The 20,008-nt window shown below is 56.5% G+C and carries 16 protein-coding genes; 4 read left to right on the plus strand and 12 right to left on the minus strand.

Features of this window, described 5'->3' with window-relative positions; all coding sequences use genetic code 11:
- Positions 1-7: 7 nt before the first annotated feature.
- From GQF03_RS15250 to GQF03_RS15265, 4 genes are all read right to left on the minus strand, one after another.
- Positions 8-886 (minus strand): F0F1 ATP synthase subunit gamma, encoded by an 879-nt coding sequence (locus GQF03_RS15250; protein ID WP_161340136.1) that lies wholly within the window; start codon positions 884-886, stop codon positions 8-10.
- A gap of 31 nt (positions 887-917) precedes the next feature.
- Complete coding sequence (gene atpA, locus GQF03_RS15255; RefSeq protein ID WP_161340137.1) at positions 918-2,447, minus strand: F0F1 ATP synthase subunit alpha; 1,530 nt, start codon at positions 2,445-2,447, stop codon at positions 918-920.
- Entirely contained in the window at positions 2,447-3,007 is a 561-nt protein-coding gene (locus tag GQF03_RS15260) for a F0F1 ATP synthase subunit delta (protein WP_161340138.1), read from the minus strand. Before GQF03_RS15260 ends, atpA begins: the two co-directional genes overlap by 1 nt.
- Positions 3,008-3,209: 202 nt before the next feature.
- Complete coding sequence (locus GQF03_RS15265) at positions 3,210-5,390, minus strand: primosomal protein N' (protein WP_161340139.1); 2,181 nt, start codon at positions 5,388-5,390, stop codon at positions 3,210-3,212.
- Between the two features lie 65 nt (positions 5,391-5,455).
- On the opposite strand from GQF03_RS15265, the gene fsa reads away from it, so the two are divergent.
- The 3 genes from fsa to GQF03_RS15280 are packed head-to-tail and all read left to right on the plus strand — an operon-like array spanning position 5,456 to position 7,786.
- Positions 5,456-6,115: a fructose-6-phosphate aldolase gene (gene fsa, locus GQF03_RS15270; RefSeq protein WP_161340140.1), complete on the plus strand. Its 660-nt coding sequence runs from the start codon at positions 5,456-5,458 to the stop codon at positions 6,113-6,115.
- Positions 6,116-6,140: 25 nt separating this feature from the next.
- On the plus strand, positions 6,141-6,866 hold the full coding sequence (locus GQF03_RS15275) for a DUF484 family protein (protein ID WP_161340141.1): 726 nt from the start codon (positions 6,141-6,143) through the stop codon (positions 6,864-6,866).
- A 2-nt stretch (positions 6,867-6,868) separates the two neighbouring features.
- A complete protein-coding gene (locus GQF03_RS15280) occupies positions 6,869-7,786 on the plus strand; it encodes a tyrosine recombinase XerC (protein ID WP_161340142.1) in 918 nt (305 codons plus the stop codon).
- 3 nt (positions 7,787-7,789) lie between these two features.
- Here GQF03_RS15280 and GQF03_RS15285 read toward each other — a convergent pair whose 3' ends face one another.
- The 8 genes from GQF03_RS15285 to mdh form a co-directional block, all read right to left on the minus strand.
- Positions 7,790-8,992: an MFS transporter gene (locus tag GQF03_RS15285; protein WP_161340143.1), complete on the minus strand. Its 1,203-nt coding sequence runs from the start codon at positions 8,990-8,992 to the stop codon at positions 7,790-7,792.
- A gap of 3 nt (positions 8,993-8,995) precedes the next feature.
- Positions 8,996-9,595, minus strand: a complete 600-nt coding sequence (locus GQF03_RS15290) for a glutathione S-transferase family protein (protein WP_161340144.1) — start codon at positions 9,593-9,595, stop codon at positions 8,996-8,998.
- A gap of 84 nt (positions 9,596-9,679) precedes the next feature.
- Positions 9,680-11,083 (minus strand): dihydrolipoyl dehydrogenase, encoded by a 1,404-nt coding sequence (lpdA, locus tag GQF03_RS15295; RefSeq protein ID WP_161340145.1) that lies wholly within the window; start codon positions 11,081-11,083, stop codon positions 9,680-9,682.
- A gap of 28 nt (positions 11,084-11,111) precedes the next feature.
- On the minus strand, positions 11,112-12,386 hold the full coding sequence (gene odhB, locus GQF03_RS15300) for a 2-oxoglutarate dehydrogenase complex dihydrolipoyllysine-residue succinyltransferase (protein WP_161340146.1): 1,275 nt from the start codon (positions 12,384-12,386) through the stop codon (positions 11,112-11,114).
- Between the two features lie 9 nt (positions 12,387-12,395).
- On the minus strand, positions 12,396-15,284 hold the full coding sequence (locus tag GQF03_RS15305; RefSeq protein ID WP_161340147.1) for a 2-oxoglutarate dehydrogenase E1 component: 2,889 nt from the start codon (positions 15,282-15,284) through the stop codon (positions 12,396-12,398).
- A 72-nt stretch (positions 15,285-15,356) separates the two neighbouring features.
- Positions 15,357-16,232: a succinate--CoA ligase subunit alpha gene (gene sucD, locus GQF03_RS15310; RefSeq protein ID WP_161340148.1), complete on the minus strand. Its 876-nt coding sequence runs from the start codon at positions 16,230-16,232 to the stop codon at positions 15,357-15,359.
- Positions 16,232-17,401 (minus strand): ADP-forming succinate--CoA ligase subunit beta, encoded by a 1,170-nt coding sequence (sucC, locus tag GQF03_RS15315; RefSeq protein ID WP_161340149.1) that lies wholly within the window; start codon positions 17,399-17,401, stop codon positions 16,232-16,234. Before sucC ends, sucD begins: the two co-directional genes overlap by 1 nt.
- 135 nt (positions 17,402-17,536) lie before the next feature.
- A complete protein-coding gene (gene mdh, locus GQF03_RS15320) occupies positions 17,537-18,502 on the minus strand; it encodes a malate dehydrogenase (protein ID WP_161340150.1) in 966 nt (321 codons plus the stop codon).
- A 356-nt stretch (positions 18,503-18,858) separates the two neighbouring features.
- Between mdh and zapE the strand changes: the two genes are divergently transcribed.
- Entirely contained in the window at positions 18,859-19,989 is a 1,131-nt protein-coding gene (gene zapE / locus GQF03_RS15325; protein WP_161340151.1) for a cell division protein ZapE, read from the plus strand.
- Positions 19,990-20,008 lie beyond the last annotated feature (19 nt).

The following is a 20,008-nucleotide window of genomic DNA, read 5'->3' on the forward strand; positions in this document are numbered from 1 at the left end:
GTGAAAGCTAGAGCGCTTCCGCACCGGAAATAATTTCAATCAGTTCGCTCGTGATCGCCGCCTGGCGTTCACGGTTATATTGCAGGGTCAACTTGTCGATCATTTCCCCTGCATTGCGTGTCGCGTTTTCCATGGCCGACATCCGTGCCCCCTGCTCGGAAGCCGCGTTCTCAAGAAGCGCGCGGAAAACCTGAACCGAAAGGTTTCGCGGCAGTAGTTCCGCAAGAATCTCTTCCTCATCCGGTTCATATTCATAAACCACGTCGTTCGACTCATCCGCCGCGCCATCCGGAATGGACGCCGGAATGATCTGCTGCTCCGTCACCTCTTGGGTGAGGACGGAAATGAACTTCGCGTAGAAGATCGTGCAAACATCAAATTCGTCGGCCTCAAACATCGAAAGGACGCGCTGCGCAATCGGCTGGGCATCATCGAAGCCGATCCTTTTGGAGCCGGAGAGATCGACGAGATCAAGGATCAGATGGCCATATTTACGCTTCAGGGCATCCCGGCCCTTTTTGCCGACACACAGAACTTTGACATCCTTGCCCTGGGACATCAGCCTGTCAATTTTCTGGGCCGCCGCCTTGGAGATCGAGTTGTTAAACCCGCCGCAAAGGCCGCGTTCACCGGTCGCGACGACGACAAGCTGCCGCTGATCCGAGCCCGTACCCGCAAGCAGCTTTGGCGCATCTTCACGACCGACCATTCCGCTTGCAAGCGACGCCATCATGCTGTCCATGCGCTCCGCATAGGGGCGCGCGGCATTTGCCGCCGTTTCCGCATGGCGCAGCTTGGCAGCCGCCACCATCTTCATGGCCTTGGTGATCTTCTGCGTCGATGTAACGCTGCTGATCCGGTTTTTGAGTTCCTTAAGGTTCGCCATATTCCGGCTACCCCTTTCCTAAGCTCAATTTCTACGCAAATGTCTTCGAGAAGCCGTTGAGAATTTCGCTCAGCTTCGCTTCACTTTCCTGCGACAACGCGCCTTCCTTCAGGATCGTATCCAGAAGCCCCTGATGCTTGGCATGCATTTCCGAGAGGAACTGCTTTTCAAAGCTTCCGATCTGGCCGACTTCGATGCCATCGAGGTAACCGCGCACACCGGCAAAGATCACGACAACCTGTTCTTCCATGGTCAGCGGGCTGTACTGCGGCTGCTTCAGCAGTTCCGTAAGACGAGAACCGCGGGCTAGCAACTTCTGCGTTGCCGCATCAAGATCGGAGCCAAACTGGGCGAAAGCGGCCATTTCACGGTACTGAGCGAGTTCCAGCTTGATCGATCCGGCGACCTGCTTCATGGCTTTCGTCTGGGCGGAGGAGCCCACACGAGACACCGACAGACCCACGTTAATGGCGGGGCGAACACCCTGATAGAACAGTTCGGTTTCGAGGAAGATCTGACCGTCGGTAATCGAGATCACGTTGGTCGGAATATAGGCCGACACGTCACCGGCCTGGGTTTCGATAACCGGCAGCGCGGTCATGGAGCCGGAACCATTGGCTTCATTCAGCTTAGCCGAACGTTCCAAAAGGCGTGAATGAAGATAGAAAACGTCACCCGGATATGCTTCACGTCCCGGCGGACGACGGAGCAGCAGGGACATCTGACGATAAGCAACAGCCTGCTTGGAAAGATCATCATAGATGATCAGCGAGTGCATGCCGTTGTCGCGGAAATATTCCGCCATGGCGCAGCCGGTGAAGGGTGCGAGATACTGCAGCGGCGCCGGATCGGAGGCCGTCGCGGCGACAACGATGGAATATTCCAGCGCGCCATTTTCTTCGAGCGTCTTCACCACCTGCGCAACCGTGGACCGCTTCTGGCCGATCACGACATATACGCAATAAAGCTTCTTGCTTTCATCATCCGTTGCATTCACGGACTTCTGATTGAGAATGGCGTCAACGGCAACCGCCGTCTTGCCGGTCTGACGGTCGCCGATGATCAACTCGCGCTGACCACGTCCAACCGGTACAAGGCTGTCAATTGCCTTAAGGCCGGTCATCATCGGCTCATGCACCGATTTACGCGGCATAATGCCCGGCGCCTTGACGTCCACGCGGCGGGTTTCCGTCGCTTCGATCGGGCCCTTGCCGTCGATCGGATTTCCAAGGCCATCGACCACACGGCCCAGCAGGCCTTTGCCGACACCTGTCTCGACAATGGCGCCGGTCCGCTTAACCGTATCACCTTCACGGATATCACGGTCAGAACCGAAAATCACGACACCGACATTGTCGGTTTCAAGGTTGAGGGCCAGACCTTTAATGCCACCCGGAAATTCGACCATTTCACCGGCCTGAATATTGTCCAGGCCATAAACGCGGGCAACACCGTCACCAACGGACAGCACCTGGCCAACCTCTGAGACTTCAGCTTGCGTGTCAAAACCCGCAATCTGCTGTTTAAGAATTTCGGAAATTTCTGCGGCGCGGATGTCCATCACCCAACCCCTTTCATCGCAAACTTAAGATTCTGAAGTTTAGTCCGGATCGAGCTATCGACCATACGCGAACCAACCTTTATTACAAGGCCCCCGATCAGGCTCTCATCGACATCCGATTCGAGACTGACGTCACTGCCGATGGCAGATTTGAGGGCCGCTGACACAGCGTCAAGCTGACTCTGGCTGAGCTTCTTGGCGGAGATAACCCGGGCCACCACTTCACCGCGTTCGGCGGCAAGCAACTGGCCGTAGGCATTGATCATACCGGGCAGCGAGAAAAGCCGCCGGTTCTGCGCGACGGTTCCGACGAACCGGCGAACCAGATCACCGACACCCAGCTTTTCAAGAACGGCGCCCATTGCGCGCGCCTGATCGGCACGGCTGATAATCGGGCTTTTGATCAGACGGGCGAGATCCTTGTTCTCTTCCATCATCGATTTTAACGTCGCCAGATCGGCGGCAACGGCATCAAGTTCTTTGGCCGAGGCGGCCAAATCAAAAAGGGCCGTCGCATAACGACCCGCGATACCGGAAACTGTTATGTTCTCAGCTGACAAGAAACGATCCCCAGGCCTGAAATCGGACGTGAATTACGTCCAGCTAATTTGAATTCCCCCTCCCGAGCGGGCACAATTAAGGGCCCTCATCGTCGAGGCACGGGGTTATTAGCACAGTGAATTCCGGGTGGCAATATGCTGCGCGGTAGTTTATGCACCAAAAACTCCAAATTATCCGTGACAGGGTCGGAAAATCCAATTTTTACATGAAATTATAGGGGTCGATATCAATCTGAAGCCTGATATCAGCGGGCACTTTTCGGCCCTTAAGCCATTTCGCGACAACGGATTGAATATTGACGTCTTTCTCACATTTCACCAAAAACCGATATCGATGCCGTCCGCGGATCATCGAAAGCGGCGCAGGTGCCGGGCCCAGAACCGTTATTTTCCTGCCCATCGGCGCGCAGCGGGCGAGGTCCCTGGCAAAACGGGCGACCGATTCGGCTTTCGGACTGGACAGGACAAGGGCGGCGAGCCGGCCGAAGGGCGGCATTCCGGCTGATTCCCGTCCCGCCGCCTCCAACGCGAAAAAATCATCGCTTTGCTGACGCACGATGGCTTCGATAACCGGATGCTCCGGCAAGTAGGACTGAAGAAAGACTTTACCGGGACTGGATTCGCGCCCCGCCCGGCCTGTCACCTGGGACAATAGCTGATAGGTTCGCTCGGCCGCCCGCAAATCGCCGCCGGCAAGGCCCAGATCCGCATCGATAATCCCGACCAGCGTCAGGTTCGGGAAATGATATCCCTTGGCGACGATCTGCGTGCCGATCAGAATGTCGATCTCTCCGCGTTCCATCGCCGCGACAAATTCCGCGGCCGCGCGCGGGCTGGCGACCGTATCACTCGCCATCATCGCGATCCGGCGGCCCGGAAAAAGCATCTCGGCTTCTTCGGACAACCGCTCGATGCCCGGTCCACAGGCTTTAAAACTATCTTCAGCGCCACATTCAACGCAGCTTTTAGGCGAGACGGCCGTATATCCGCAGTGATGGCACTGCAGGCGGTTCGCCAGGCGATGCTCCACCAGCCAGGCGCTGCAGTTAGGGCATTGCAGCCGGTGTCCGCAAGAATCGCACAATGTAAGGGGGGCATATCCGCGCCGGTTGAGAAACAGCATGACCTGCTGCCCCTCGGCCAGTGTCGCCTCGATCGCGAGGCGGAGAGGGTCGGATATCCAGCGCTGCGATCCGGGTCTATGCTGTCGCAGATCAATGATGTCGACATTCGGAAGAAGCGCGCCGCCATATCGCGACGGCAGCTTGAGATGCTTGTATTTTCCCGCCTTGGCGTTCATCAGGCTTTCCAGCGACGGCGTCGCCGAGGCGAGGACAACGGGGAAATCGCCGATTTTTCCTCTCACCACCGCCATGTCCCGCGCATTGTAGGGAACCCCCTCGTCCTGCTTGAAGGACGTTTCATGTTCCTCATCGACGACGATCAGGCCAAGATTGTCGAAGGGCAGAAACAGCGCCGATCGCGCGCCGACGACGATATCGGCGCGCCCTTCGATTACCGCCCGCCAGTTTCGCCGCCGTTCCGCCTGCCCGAGATCCGAATGCCATTCAACAGGTCGTACGCCAAATCGCGCCTCAAACCGGGAAAGCCACTGCGCGGTCAGCGCAATTTCGGGAAGCAGCACCAGCGCCTGACGTCCTTCCTTCAGGCAGGCGGCAATGGCTTCGAAATAAACCTCTGTCTTTCCCGATCCCGTTACGCCATCCAGCAAAGACACACTAAAACTTTGGCGCGCGACATCAGAGGCAAGCGACTTGGCCGCCACTTGCTGATCATCCGACAAATCGAATCTGGCATATTGCCAGTCCGGTCTGTCGATCGGCTTTTCCGCCGGCAGATCAACCGCTTCAAGGGCACCCTTATCGGCCAACCCCTTGACGACGGAAGTGCTCACGCCGGCAATCGCCGCAAGATCGGCAGCCGTTTGAACGCCGCCTTCTTCTATCAGGTCAAGGACGCGTTTTCTTGCCGCCGTCATTTTTTCGGGCAGAGCGCCCGTGTAGCGGTATCCCACACGCGGCGTTTTCGGATAGAGCGCGTCCGGCACGCTCATCGCCATGCGAAGGACACGTCCCCGCCTCTGCATTGTATATTGCGCGACCCAGTCGATAAATTTGATGCTGTCAGAGGGAAGCTTGGCGCAGGGAAGCAGGGAAAGAACGTCCTTCATCCGGTCTTCCGCAAGATCGGAGTCGGCAGCTTCCTCCCAGACGACGCCGGTGACCTCCCGTTTGCCGAGCGGCACCGTCACGAAATGACCGATTTCCACGTCCAATGAATCGGGCGCGCGATAATCATACATATCTCCCGCGGCGAGGGGCAGGAGAACGCGGACCCGGCGATGTTTAATTGTGCTGCTCATATCTATGCGATAGACTATTCTGACATTTCGAACCAGTCATTAGCATCAGGATTTAATAGCCACCCATGAAATTTTTTGTCGATACGGCGGATACTGAAGAAATCCGCGAACTTGCGGATACAGGTTTACTTGACGGTGTGACGACGAACCCGTCGCTTGTCGCCAAAACCGGCCGGGATTTCTTTGAGGTTTTAAAGGAAATCTGCGGTCTTATCGATGGTCCGGTAAGTGCGGAAGTCGCCGCAACAGAATATAAGGCGATGCTGGAAGAGGGGAAAAAACTCGCCGGTCTGGCGGAGAATATCGCCGTCAAGGTACCGCTTACCATGGCGGGCCTCAAGACGTGTGCAGAGCTCAGCCGGGCGGGAACGCAGGTGAATGTCACCCTGTGCTTTTCCGCGGCCCAGGCCATCCTGGCGGCCAAGGCCGGCGCCACCTTCGTCTCGCCCTTCGTCGGTCGTCTCGACGATATCGGCCAGACGGGCATGGATCTTATCGGTGACATCGTGCAGATCTATGACAATTATCCGGCCATCACGACGGAAGTGCTTGTCGCTTCGATCCGCAATCCGACCCATATCGTCGACGCGGCCCTGATGGGCGCGGATGTCTGTACCATCCCGCCCGCCGTTCTGAAGCAACTGGTGTCGCATCCGCTCACCGACAAGGGGCTCGCCGCGTTCCTTGCGGATTGGGAGAAAACAGGCCAGAATATCCTTGGGTGATCGTAATAAAGAGTGAGTAGCTTACGTGACAGAAATTTCTGACAAGAAAGCGAGTACCGGCCGCGAGGCGAAACCTGGCCTGACCGAGGAGGACGTCCGGAACTGGCTGATTGATCACCCCGATTTTCTCACCAGAAATGCCGATCTTCTGACGACAATTATTCCGCCGGAGCGGGTTTCCGGCGACGGTGTCATCGATATGCAATCCTATCTGGTCAACCGTCTACAAAAGGAGGTCACCCAGCTGACGGCGCTTCAAGACGATTTTGTCGAAGCTGCGCGCACCAACATGCATACGCAGGATATGGTTCATGCCTCGATCCAGGCGGTGCTCGGCGCGACAAGCCTTGCCCATTTCGTGCATATCCTGACGCAGGACTTGCCGGAACTTCTGGAAATCGACGTCATCACCCTCTGCGTTGAGGATGGCCCGATCCCCCTTCCCGATATGACCGGATTGCAACGCCTGAAAGAAGGCAGCATCGATCGGGCACCCTGGCGCGGGCATGCGATCCTGTTACGGCCCGTCGCACCAAAATCGAAGGCTATATTCGGCCCCGCGAAGGACCTGGTACATTCCGATGCGCTCATAAGGCTGGATGTGCCGTCCCTGCATGCCCAGGCGATGGTTGCCTTCGGCAGCCGGCAGGAAGCCCATTTTCATGAGGATCAGGCGACCGACCTGCTTCGGTTCCTCGGCATCGTCATGCAATCCTGCCTGCAGATGTGGCTGGAGCAGAAACCGGCTTAGCCATGGCCACCCGTCCGTCCTTCACCCATGCGTTTGAAGATTGGATCGACTGGCTGGTTCATGTCAAAAAATCAAGCCCGCATACCGTCGAAGCCTATGAGCGGGACATGCGGGATTTCCTCGCATTCCTGACCGGACATATTGGCGGCGAACCCGAGCTTTCCGATCTGGAGGATTTGCGGGCAGCGGATTTTCGCGCCTATCTCGCCTATCGCCGGCAGGAAGGGCTGACCGCGACCTCCCTGAGACGGGTTTTATCGTCAATCCGCAGTTTTTTCAAACGCCTGGAACGGGAAGGATATCTTCACAACCCCTATCTCAAAACGTTGAAAACACCGAAGGCCGGAACGAGGCTGCCCCGCCCCCTTGCCGCCGAAGATACAAAAAAACTGCTTGACGGACCGAGAGGGAAATGGGAGCCGAACTGGGTCCATCACCGCGATCTCGCCGTCCTGACGCTGCTCTATGGGTGCGGTCTTCGCATTGGCGAGGCTCTTGCCCTCAACTATGAGACCCGGCCGCGATCCGATGCAATGACCCTGATCGGCAAAGGCAACAAGGAAAGAATGGTTCCCGTGCTTCCGGCCGTCCGCCAGGCAATCGATCTTTATTTGAAGGAATGCCCGTTTACGTTTAAGGGCTCCGATCCCCTGTTTATCGGAAGACGGGGCAAGAGATTGAGCCCGCGCGCGATACAGCTGAAAATGGAGATGCTCCGTCGGAAATTTGGCCTGCCGGAAACCGCGACGCCGCATGCGCTTCGCCATAGCTTCGCCAGCCATTTGCTTGCCGGCGGCAGTGACCTCCGGTCAATACAGGAGTTGCTGGGACATGCCTCTCTCTCCTCTACGCAACGCTATACGGATCTCGATACGGAAAAACTGCTCGCCGTATATGACAAGGCCCATCCAAAATCCTGAGACTTATTCCTTCTTGGTCAGGCGAAGGGCAAAGGGCCCCAGCAACGTCACCGCCCCCATGGATATGAACATCAATCCCCAGCCCAGGGTCGATTCCGGCCCGCCAGCCCTGTCCAGAACAATTCCGGCGACAACCGGCCCGATCATGCCGCCGCCAAAGCCAAGGAAGCTGTGAACCGCCATGGTGGCGCCCTGCAGATCGGCAGGCGCACTGCCAACGGCGCCTGCTGTTATGGAGGACGAATCCGCCGTGATCATCACGCCGTACAGGGACGCCATCACGACAACAAACAGGAACGGCATCGATGCCGTGAAGCCGATCGTGAAGGAAAATGCGAGACAGCAAATCATGACCAGCGTGATCGAGCGCTGTCGCCCGATCTTGAGGGAAAGCTCGTTGCCAAGGACGCTGGAGGGCAGCCCCAAAAAAACGGCGGCGGCGGTAATAACCGACACATCCATCCAGCGCGGCGCATCTGTCAGCGCATGGGAATAGGCGAGAAAGGCAAGCATGAAGGAGCGCATCGCCACCAGTTCCCAAGTGTGGCAGATATAGGCCAGTATATAGCCCATGGTGAAGCGGTTGGTGACGACCGGCGCATAATTGAATATCTGCGCCCAGGGCCGCGGCAGCCCGGGTGGTTTCGGCGATGTATAGAAAAGGATGATGGCGATGGCGACGGGCGGACCGGCGATCACGGAGATAAGCGCAGCCTCCCACCCCAGCCACAGATCCACCTGCCCGACGAGAAGGAAGGAAATTGCCGAACCGGTTGAAAAACTTGCCGTGTAAAAAGCAATCGATCGCGACTGATCTCCTGGCGGCAGACGGTCGGTCAGTAATTTCAGGCCCGGCATATAGGTACAGCCAAGCCCCGCGCCGGATATAAACCGCCAGGGTAACGCCGATGAAAAATCATATGCAAGAAAGGCAAATCCATAAGCCCCGACCAGGGCCATGATGCATCCGGTGAGAAACACCCTTCGAGCATCTATTCTATCCGTCAGCGACGTTGAAAGCGGCCCCACAAGCGTGAACCCGAAGAAGAAGGCGCCATTGATCCAGCCCGCATCCGCACCGGTAAGTTCCCAGTGATCAAAAAAGAACGGAGTTAAAGCCGGAAAAGTCGCAAAGGAGGACATCGCCAGAATTTCGGCGATGCAAATTGCCAGCGTCAGCCGGGCTCCTGACAGGGCGATGCCCATTTTCTATGCCGGGACGGTTTGTGCCATTGATGGGCGCGCGGCAAAGCGCTCGTACCAGGCCGCAAGTTTCGGACGGCCATTGCGCCATTGTTCGTGGCTGAAGCGAAAATCATGATATCCGAGCGCGCAGCCGACGGCGATCGTTCCGATATTTACGGTATCGCCATATCCTTCCGCCTGTTTTTCCATCTCATCGAGCGAGCTTTCCATGGCCAGTTTCAGGCGATTACTCCAGCTCGGCGAGCCTTCCCCCTCGGGCATCAAGCTGTCCATTCGCCGCTGATACGCCGCATCGGTCATTCCGTTCGCCATCGCATGAAGGGTCAGGACTTTCCAGCGTTCCGGTCCTTTTTCCGGGAAAAGGGACGGGCCGCTACCGATACTGTCGAGATATTCGCAGATGACATAGGAATCAAACAGGGTCTCCCCGTTTGCCAGGGTGAGGCTTGGGACCTTGCCAAGAGGATTTGCCGGATTGATACCCTTGAACATGTCGCTATGGTCGGAATCAACAATCTCGATCTTGCCCATCAGATCATGCTCGATCGCCGTAACCCGCACTTTGCGGACGAAGGGTGACAGGGCGCTGTAACAGAGCTTCATGACGTCTCCTTGGGGATATGGCCGTTAAAAAAAGAGGGGCTGAAAATTCCAGCCCCTCATTTTGGTAACCGATTGCAAAAAACGTCAACTGTTTATTGTGCGCCCGGCCACGGCGAGGGCGGCTTCCTTCACCGCCTCATTCAGGGTGGGATGCGCATGGCAGGTGCGCGCGATATCCTCTGACGAGGCGCCGAATTCCATGGCCAGCACGCATTCATGGATCACTGTACCGGCATCCGGCCCGATGATGTGAACACCCAGCACTTTGTCCGTCTTTTTATCCGCGAGAATTTTCACGAAACCGTCGGTAAAACCGTTCGCACGCGCCCGGCTGTTCGCCATGAAGGGAACCTTACCGACATTATAGTCAACGCCCGCTTCTTTCAGCTGTTCTTCCGTCTTGCCGACGGTCGCGACCTCCGGCCAGGTGTAAATCACGCCGGGAATGAGATTGTAATCGATATGCGGCTTCTGTCCGGCAAGTTTTTCAACGCAGACGACGCCTTCGTCCTCCGCCTTGTGGGCCAGCATCGGCCCTTCGATGACATCACCGATGGCATAGATTCCCTCGACGCTGGACTTGAAGTTACCATCGACAATGATGCGTCCCGCCTTATCTTTCTCGACGCCGAGATCATCAAGCCCGAGACCATCCGTGTAGGGACGGCGGCCGATCGCGACTAGAACCACGTCGGCCTTGAGGGTTTCCTCATCTCCCCCCTTCGCGGGCTCCATCGTCAGGGTGACGGCGGTTTTAGTCTTTTTCGCGCCGGTTACCTTCTTGCCGAGCATAAAATTAATGCCCTGCTTTTTCAGAATCCGTTGCGTGGTTTTGGCAATCTCGTTATCCGTGCCGGGCAGAATGCGGTCCATAAACTCGACGACGGTGACCTCCGCGCCAAGCCGGCGCCAGACGGTACCAAGTTCCAGTCCAATCACGCCCGCGCCAATGACGATCATTTTCTTGGGCACCTTCGGCAGTTCGAGTGCGCCGGTGGAGGAGACGATCTGCTTTTCGTCAATCTCTACATTGGGAAGGGGCGTTACCTCGGATCCTGTCGCGATCAGAATGTTCTTCGCCTTAAGGGTCTGCACATTGTCGCCTGTCACGTCAATCCGGCCGCCGCCTTGCAGGCTCGCCGTCCCTTTAACATAGGTGACTTTGTTCTTTTTAAACAGAAACTCGATGCCCTGCGTCAGCCCGGTCACCGTCGATTCCTTCTGGTCCATCATCTTTTTAAGGTCAAGCTTGAGAGAGCCGACCGAAATACCCCGGTCTTCGAAGCTATGCTGCGCTTCTTCAAAGAGTTCGGACGATTGCAGCAGCGCCTTTGAAGGAATACAGCCGACATTCAGGCAGACACCCCCCAATGCGCCGCGCTTTTCAACGCAAGCCGTTTTCATGCCGAGTTGCGCCGCGCGAATAGCGGCGGTATAGCCGCCCGGGCCTCCGCCCACCACGACGAGATCGAAAATTTCCTCGCTCATAATTTGCCTCGTTTTCGAATTGGAAGGATCAGAGGTCCAGCAAAAGCCTTTGCGGATCCTCCAGGGCGTCTTTTACACGGACCAGGAACGTCACGGCTTCCTTGCCATCAATAATCCGGTGATCGTAGGTCAGCGCCAGATACATCATCGGGCGGATCTTGATCTCGCCCTTGATTACCATCGGCCGTTCCTGAATTTTGTGCATACCAAGAACGCCGGCCTGCGGCGGGTTCAGGATCGGGGAGGACATCAGGGACCCATAGACACCGCCATTGGTAATGGTAAAGGTGCCGCCTTGCAGATCCGCCATGCTCAACTTGCCGTCGCGCGCCTTTTTTCCAAGCTCGGCAATGCCTTTTTCCACTTCGGCGAAGCTAAGCCTGTCCGCATCGCGCAGCACCGGCACGACGAGACCGGAGTCCGTGCCGACCGCAATCCCCATGTTGTAGTAATTCTTGTAGACCAGATCGTCGCCATCAATTTCCGCATTCACCGCGGGAGTTTCCTTGAGGGCCGCAATGCAGGCCTTCGTGAAGAAGGACATGAAGCCAAGCTTGACGCCATGCTTCTTGAGGAACAGGTCTTTATATTCCGCGCGCAGGTCCAGCATCGCCGACATATCCACCTCGTTGTAGGTGGTGAGCATCGCCGCCGTGTTCTGCGCGTCTTTCAACCTGGCTGCGATACTCTTGCGAAGGCGGGTCATCTTCACCCTCTCTTCGCGGGCCTCTTCAGGACGCGGTCCGGAGGGAGCCGGGGCCGGAGCGGGCGTCGCGGCGGGGGCCGCCGGAGCCGGAGATGCGCCGCCATTTTCAAGCGCTTCGAGGACGTCGCCCTTGGTGATCCGGCCATCCTTGCCCGTGCCGCGAATCTTTCCGGCGTCAAGGTTATTCTCGTCGATCAGTTTCTGCGCCGCCGGCATCACTTCGACCGATGTCGCTTTGGCGGCAGGGGCAGGTGTTTGCGCCGGCTCTGCTTTTGCCGCCGGTGCCGGTGCGGCGGCCGGTTTATCTTCCGCCTTCTCTTTTGGCGCTTCCGTCTTTGCCGCCGAGGTGGCGCCGGCCGCCCCCGCCGTCAGATGACCGAGCAGCGCTCCAACCTCCACGTCTTCTCCTTCGGCGGCCAGAATCTCATCGAGCCGACCGGATTCCGCCGCGTTGACCTCAAGCGTAACTTTATCCGTTTCCAGTTCAACAAGTGGCTCATCCTTGGTAACAGTGTCGCCAACTTTCTTGAACCACTGACCTACCGTAGCCTCGGTAACTGATTCCCCAAGCACGGGAACACGAATTTCAACCGTCATTTGACTTTCCTATTCAGATTTGACGCCGAGGGCGTCATTCACCAGAGCATTTTGTTCCAGATTATGCTTCTTAAGAAGGCCCGTCGCCGTCGCCGCAGCTTCTTTGCGACCGGCGTAGCGCGCCCGTTTGACCTTCTTCATTTTCAGATTAGCGAAAACCTGTTCAAGGTGAGGTTCGACGAACGTCCAGGCGCCCATGTTCTTCGGCTCTTCCTGGCACCAGACAACCTCATCGACATGACGGAAATTTTCCAGTTCCTGTTCCAGCGCCTGATACGGGAAGGGATACAACTGTTCCAGCCGCAGGAAGTAGGTATGCTTATCGCCAAGCTCCTCGCGACGGGAGTAAAGGTCATAGTAAACCTTGCCCGAACACAGCACGATGCGTTTGACATCCTTGTCATCGCAAAGCTTTTCATTATCGTAAAGGACGCGGTGAAACGCGGAGCCCGGCCCCATATCCTCAAGGGTTGAGACCGCCAACTTGTGACGCAGAAGGGATTTCGGCGTCATCACGACGAGGGGTTTACGGAACTTGCGATGTATTTGCCGTCTCAGGGCGTGGAAATAATTCGCCGGCGTCGTGCAATTGACAACCTGCCAGTTATCCTCTGCGGATTGCTGCAGATACCGCTCCAACCGGGCGGAAGAATGCTCCGGCCCCTGGCCTTCATAACCGTGCGGGAGGAGCATGACCAGGCCGCTCATGCGGAGCCATTTTGCTTCTCCGCTTGAAATAAACTGGTCGATGATGACCTGCGCGCCGTTCGCGAAGTCGCCGAACTGCGCTTCCCAAAGGACAAGCGCATTCGGTTCCGCAAGCGTATAGCCATATTCATACCCGAGGACTGCCGCTTCGGAGAGGAGGCTGTCGATCACTTCGAAATGCGCTTGCTCTTCCCCGAGGTTGTTCAGCGGAATATAACGGTCCTCTGTCACCTGATCGACGATCACGGAATGCCGCTGTGAGAAGGTACCGCGGCCGCAATCCTGGCCGGAAAGCCGGACAGGGACTTTTTCCATGAGAAGCGATCCGAAGGCCAGCGCCTCCGCCGTTGCCCAGTCGATATCCTTTCCGGAATCGATCATCTTCTTCTTGGCTTTCAGGACCCGCTGAAGGGTCCGGTGCACATTGTGCCCTTCGGGAATTTCCGTGAGCTTCGCGCCAATTTCTTTCAGTTTGTCGATGTCGACGGCCGTCGTACCGCGCCGCGGGCCTTCATCGGCGCGCTCAAACCCCTGCCAGCGGCCTTCGAACCAGTCCGCCTTGTTGGGCTTGAAGCTGTTGGCGGTTTCATACTGCTTTTCAAGATACTCCTTGAATTCGGCAATCCAGCCTTCGACTTCCTGCTCCGTCACCACACCTTCGGCGATGAGTTTCTTTGCATAGATCTGCATGGTCGTCGGATGCTGCGCGATGGTACGGTACATCAGCGGCTGCGTGAAGGCCGGTTCGTCGCCTTCATTATGGCCATGACGGCGGTAGCAGAACATATCGATGACAACATCGATCTGGAAAAGCTGGCGGAATTCCGTGGCGATCTTGGCTACATGGCAGACCGCCTCGGGGTCATCGCCGTTCACGTGGAAAATCGGCGCCTGGACCATTTTCCCGACATCGGAGGGATAGGGGCTAGAGCGGGAATATTTCGGGCTCGTCGTGAAGCCGATTTGGTTGTTGACGACAAAATGGATCGTGCCTGACGTGCGATAGCCCTTCAGTTCGGACAGGCCGAAACATTCGGCGACAATCCCCTGACCGGCGAAGGCTGCGTCGCCATGCATCAAGAGCGGCATAACCTTGCCGCCGACATCGGGGCCGATCTGCGCCTGTTTCGCCCGCGCCTTGCCGAGCACGACCGGATTGACGGCCTCGAGATGCGACGGATTGGCTGTCAACGACAAATGAACCTTGTTGCCGTCAAATTCCCGGTCCGATGACGTACCGAGATGATACTTCACATCCCCCGACCCCTCGACATCTTCGGGGTTCGCGGGATTGCCCTGGAATTCCGAAAAGACGGCCCGGAAAGGCTTCGCCATCACATTGGTGAGCACGTTAAGACGGCCGCGATGCGGCATGCCGAGAACAATTTCCTGAACACCGAGCTGACCACCCCGCTTGATGATCCCTTCCATTGCCGGGATCAGCGATTCCCCGCCATCCAGCCCGAAACGCTTGGTGCCGGTATATTTGACGTTCAGGAAATGCTCAAACCCTTCGGTTTCGATCAGTTTGCGCAAAATCGCGATCTTGCCTTCCTTGGTGAAGGAAACTTCCTTGTGCCGCCCTTCAATGCGCTCCTGGATCCAGGCTTTCTGATCCGGTTCCTGAATATGCATGAACTCGACGCCGATGGTCGAGCAGTAAGTGCGTTTTACGATGGCAAGAATTTCGCGGATGCTGCCGGTCTCTAGACCCAGCACATTGTCGAGAAAAATCTGACGATCCCAGTCGCTTTCCTTGAAGCCATAAGTGGTCGGGTTAAGTTCGGGATGTTCCTTCGGAATTTCGAGACCAAGCGGATCGAGATTGGCCTTGAGATGCCCCCGCACGCGATAGGAGCGGATAAGCATAAGCGCCCGAATGGTATCGATCGCCGCTGCCCGGACATCTTCCTGCGATGCACCCGACTTTTCGGCCCGTTCCGTTGCGCGGTTGGCCGCATCGCCGAGAATTTCATACTCGTCCTCGGGTTCCAGTCCGTTTGACGGGGTCCAGGGAGCACCGCGGGTTTCTGCAACGACAGTCTCGACGTCATCGCCGAGCGACTGAAAATACTGTTGCCAACTTACGTCGACAGAAGACGGATCATCTAAATAGCGCGCGTAAAGCTGCTCAATGAATCCGGCATTTGATCCAAAGAGGAAAGAGGAGTTTTCCAATTGCTGAGCCATTCTGTGTAATGGGCGGGATCGCTCCCGCCCCCTATAAGAGTCACTATAAAACTAATGGTTAACACTAGCGCGTCAACCTTTCAAAACCCTTACCAGTGTCGATCCCAAAGCAGACGGGCTGTCGGATACCGTAATTCCGGCGCTCCGCATCGCGTCCATCTTGTCTTCGGCGCCGCCTTTGCCGCCCGAAATAATTGCGCCGGCATGACCCATCCGCCGACCCGGAGGGGCCGTGACACCGGCGATAAATCCGACCACCGGCTTCTTGATCTTGGAGGCTTTCAGGAACTCCGCCGCCTCTTCTTCGGCCGAGCCTCCGATTTCACCAATCATGATAATCGATTCCGTTTCATCATCGCCGAGGAACAGGTCCAGGCAATCGATAAAGTTGGTGCCGTTGACCGGATCGCCACCGATACCGATACAGGTACTCTGCCCAAGCCCCGCTGCCGTCGTCTGCGCCACAGCCTCATAGGTGAGCGTGCCCGAGCGGGAGACAATGCCGACGTTGCCGCGCCGGTGAATATGGCCCGGCATGATACCGATCTTGCATTCATCGGGGGTGATAATACCCGGGCAGTTCGGGCCGATCAGACGCGATCCACTGTCTTTCAGCGCCCGCTTGACTTTCACCATATCTAGGACAGGAATGCCTTCGGTAATACAAACGATCAGTTCAATTTCAGCATCAATCGCCTCCAGGATGGCATCGGCAGCAAAGGGCGGCGGCACGTAAATGACACTCGCATTTGCCCCTGTCGATTCCCGGGCTTCGCCGACGGTATTGAAAATCGGCAGATCGAGATGTTTTTCACCGCCCTTGCCCGGCGTTACGCCACCGACCATTTTGGTGCCGTAAGCGATTGCCTGCTCGGAATGGAATGTCCCCTGTGAGCCCGTGAAGCCCTGACAGATGACCTTTGTGTTCTTATTGACGAGAACGGCCATTACGCTGCCTCCTTCACTGCTTTTACAATTTTCTCCGCGGCGTCGCCCAGATCGTCAGCCGAGAGAATGGGCAGACCCGACTCCGCAAGAATTTTCTTGCCCAAATCCACGTTCGTTCCTTCAAGCCGCACAACCAGCGGAACGCTGAGCGCGACTTCTCTTGCCGCCGCGACGACACCTTCCGCGATCACGTCACAGCGCATGATGCCGCCGAATATATTGACGAGGATACCTTCGACATTCTCGTCCTTCAGAATGATCTTGAAGGCTTCGGTAACTTTTTCCTTCGTCGCGCCACCGCCAACGTCGAGGAAGTTGGCCGGCGTACCGCCATTGAGCTGAATGATATCCATCGTCGCCATGGCGAGGCCCGCCCCGTTGACCATGCAGCCGATGTTGCCGTCCAGTTTGATATAGTTGAGGTCATATTGCGCGGCTTCCAGTTCGGCCGGATCCTCTTCATCCGGATCGCGAAGCTCGGCGATATCCTTGTGGCGGAACAGCGCGTTATCATCGAAATTCATCTTCGCGTCCAGCGCGATGACATTGCCGCTGCCGGTGACGACGAGCGGATTGATTTCGACAAGGCTTGCATCTGTATCGACAATCGCCCGATAGAGCGCCATGATGAATTTGACGGCGGCGCCAACCTGCTTACCCTCCAGCCCGAGACCGAAGGCAATCTTGCGCGCGTGGAAAGGCATGATGCCCGTCGCCGGATCAATGCTGACCATCAGGATTTTCTCAGGCGTTTTCGCGGCCACTTCCTCGATTTCCATGCCGCCTTCCGTGGAGGCCATGAAGGTCACGCAATCCTTGGCGCGGTCGATGATGGCTCCGAGATAAAGCTCGCGGGCGATATCGCAGCCGTCTTCGATGTAAACGCGCTTGACTTCCTTGCCTTCCGGCCCGGTCTGATGGGTGACCAGTTGCATCCCGATCATCGCCTTGGCCGCCGCGGAGACTTCCTCGGTGGATTTCACGACCTTGACACCGCCGCCTTTCCCGCGGCCGCCGGCATGGATCTGGGCCTTTACGACCCAAACCGGGCCGCCCAGTTCCTGCGCGACTGTCTTCGCTTCTTCGGAGGTATAGGCAACGCCGCCCTTGGGCACGGTCACGCCATATTTTGCAAGCAGGCTTTTCGCCTGATATTCATGAATATTCATTGTTTTCCGCTATTGCTGCTTTTTAAGAACGTCTATTTCTGTGGAGCTACGCATTTTCGTCAAAATTTCGAAGGTTACGGTATCGCACGATAAAAAAGGGCACAACCGGTTATTGTTGCGCCCTTTCAATTAGTCCTATTTCCCAAGGCTTGGATCGATCCCGATGCAGGCGTCGATCAGGCCCCTGACAGCATCGACCGACTTATCGAACATGCCGCGTTCTTCGGCATCCATGTTGATTTCGACAATGCGTTCAATGCCGCCCTCGCCAATCACCGTCGGCACGCCGACGTAAATTCCGTCAAGGCCATATTGCCCGTCCACAAAGGCGGCGCAGGGCAGAACCCGTTTCTTGTCCTTCAAATAGGCTTCCGCCATGGTGATGGCGCTCGACGCCGGGGCGTAGAAGGCGGAACCGGTCTTGAGGAGTGCCACAACTTCAGCGCCGCCGTTGCGCGTCCGATCGACAATCGCGTCGATCTTTTCCTGCGTGCTCCACCCCATTTTGATAAGATCGGGAACCGGGATGCCGGCGACAGTCGAATAGCGGATCAGCGGCACCATCGTATCGCCATGGCCGCCAAGGACGAAGGCGGTGACATCTTCGACCGAGACATTGAATTCTTCGGCGAGGAAAAGACGGAACCGGGCGCTATCTAGAACGCCGGCCATGCCGACAACCATGTTATGCGGAAGGCCGCATTTTTCACGCAGCACCCAGACCATCGCATCGAGCGGGTTGGTGATGCAGATGACGAACGCGTTCGGCGCATGCTTTTTGATACCTTCGCCGACGGACTGCATGACCTTGATATTGGTACCGAGAAGATCGTCGCGGCTCATGCCGGGCTTGCGGGCAATTCCGGCGGTGACGATGCATACATCCGCGCCCTCAATCGCGCTGTAATCATTGGCGCCGGAGAAATTGGCGTTAAACCGATCAACCGGTGAAGAGGAGGCGATATCAAGGGCTTTACCCTGGGGCAGCCCTTCCGCGATATCAAAGAGAACCACGTCGCCGAGTTCTTTCAAACCAGCCAGATGCGCAAGGGTACCGCCGATATTCCCGCTGCCGATTAAAGCAATCTTTTTTCGAGCCATTATATTCTCCGAAGTCATAAAGATAGGAGGGCTCTCTGAGAAGACAGAAAGTCCTCTTGTGAATATTATCGTGGGTACTAGCGTGTTTCTTGATCAAGAGCAAGATCGCCAAGTAAAATTCTTTCCATTTTTTGCGTGTTAAGAAAGAATGCATCCCGTTTCGGCAAAATGTCGCTTTTGCCCCTCTCTTTGCGGCCATTTTATGCCAATGCCGCACGGGTAAAGAAAACGGATTTCAGCGCAAAGATGAATCAAAAAATGTCTTGTCGTTGCCAGACGCGAACCTTGCCTGTAAAGAACAACGTCAGTTCTTGATTTTCCTTTTTTTATTTGCCGTAATAAGCGCCCGCATTCTTATGACTGATGTACCCGGCCCTCTAGACGCCTACCGTAACCTGGTAGCGACCCATCACCTGCAACGCGATCCGATCCAGATGCTGGCCGTTGAGAAATTGCAAACGCTGCACAGGCGTCTGATCAATTACGATCCCGGGACGAGCCAGAAATGGACAAATATTTTCCGCCTCGGCGCGCGCAAACCCAGGGTGGAACCGCCGCAGGGTCTCTATATTTATGGCGATGTCGGCCGTGGCAAGTCGATGCTCATGGATCTTTTTTTCGAAAGCGCACCGGTTGACCATAAAAGGCGGGTCCATTTTCACGCTTTTATGCTGGAGGTTCATGCCTTCATGCATAAAGAACGGCAGAATCCGGACAGGGGTGACAGCGATCCTGTTATCGCGCTTGCCAATTCGATAACGGAAAATGCCTGGCTGCTCTGTTTCGATGAGTTCCAGGTGACCGATGTCGCCGATGCCATGATCCTCGGGCGTTTGTTCGAGCTCCTGTTCGATCGCGGCGTTGTTGTGGTGGCAACGTCCAACCGGGTTCCGGACGATCTCTACAAGGACGGGCTTAACCGGCAACTATTTCTTCCCTTCATCGACATGTTAAAGGAACAGCTGGACATCCTTCATCTTGCCGGCGGGCGGGACTACCGCCTGGAAAGGCTCGCCGAGCATCCCGTCTATTTCAGTCCGTTAAATGAAAAATCGGCCTCCGAAATGAACCGTATTTTCGAGGAGATGACGGAAGGCTACGCACTGTCTTCGCAAACTCTCGTGACGCAAGGGCGGGAGCTCGAGGTGAAGGCCGCCGCTCGCGGCGTTGCCCGCTTCTCTTTTGAGGAACTCTGCGCGCGGGCGCTTGGCGCCTCCGACTATCTCACATTGACGGAGCATTTCCACACGATCCTGCTGGAAAATGTGCCGAAGCTGACGCCCGCGCGACGCAACGAATCGAAGCGCTTCGTGACCCTCGTCGATATCCTTTACGAGGCGAAGGCCAATCTGGTCATCTCGGCAGAGGTTGACGCGGAAGAACTCTACATGGAAGGCGACGGAAAATTTGAATTTGCGCGCACCGTCTCCCGCTTGATGGAGATGCGCTCGGAAGACTATCTGAAAGGACGGCTGGAAAAAGGCTGATACTCCATATGCTTTTGCT

The organism is Sneathiella chungangensis (assembly GCF_009882935.1).
Taxonomy (GTDB): Bacteria; Pseudomonadota; Alphaproteobacteria; order Sneathiellales; family Sneathiellaceae; genus Sneathiella; species Sneathiella chungangensis.

Coding starts and splice junctions, on each gene's coding strand:
- odhB (WP_161340146.1), bottom strand. CDS start 12,386: ATGACGGTTGAAATTCGTGTTCCCGTGCTTGGGGAATCAGTTACCGAG.
- GQF03_RS15250 (WP_161340136.1), bottom strand. CDS start 886: ATGGCGAACCTTAAGGAACTCAAAAACCGGATCAGCAGCGTTACATCG.
- GQF03_RS15290 (WP_161340144.1), bottom strand. CDS start 9,595: ATGAAGCTCTGTTACAGCGCCCTGTCACCCTTCGTCCGCAAAGTGCGG.
- GQF03_RS15305 (WP_161340147.1), bottom strand. CDS start 15,284: ATGGCTCAGCAATTGGAAAACTCCTCTTTCCTCTTTGGATCAAATGCC.
- GQF03_RS15265 (WP_161340139.1), bottom strand. CDS start 5,390: ATGAGCAGCACAATTAAACATCGCCGGGTCCGCGTTCTCCTGCCCCTC.
- mdh (WP_161340150.1), bottom strand. CDS start 18,502: ATGGCTCGAAAAAAGATTGCTTTAATCGGCAGCGGGAATATCGGCGGT.
- fsa (WP_161340140.1), top strand. CDS start 5,456: ATGAAATTTTTTGTCGATACGGCGGATACTGAAGAAATCCGCGAACTT.
- GQF03_RS15285 (WP_161340143.1), bottom strand. CDS start 8,992: ATGGGCATCGCCCTGTCAGGAGCCCGGCTGACGCTGGCAATTTGCATC.
- atpA (WP_161340137.1), bottom strand. CDS start 2,447: ATGGACATCCGCGCCGCAGAAATTTCCGAAATTCTTAAACAGCAGATT.
- lpdA (WP_161340145.1), bottom strand. CDS start 11,083: ATGAGCGAGGAAATTTTCGATCTCGTCGTGGTGGGCGGAGGCCCGGGC.
- zapE (WP_161340151.1), top strand. CDS start 18,859: ATGACTGATGTACCCGGCCCTCTAGACGCCTACCGTAACCTGGTAGCG.
- GQF03_RS15280 (WP_161340142.1), top strand. CDS start 6,869: ATGGCCACCCGTCCGTCCTTCACCCATGCGTTTGAAGATTGGATCGAC.
- sucD (WP_161340148.1), bottom strand. CDS start 16,232: ATGGCCGTTCTCGTCAATAAGAACACAAAGGTCATCTGTCAGGGCTTC.
- sucC (WP_161340149.1), bottom strand. CDS start 17,401: ATGAATATTCATGAATATCAGGCGAAAAGCCTGCTTGCAAAATATGGC.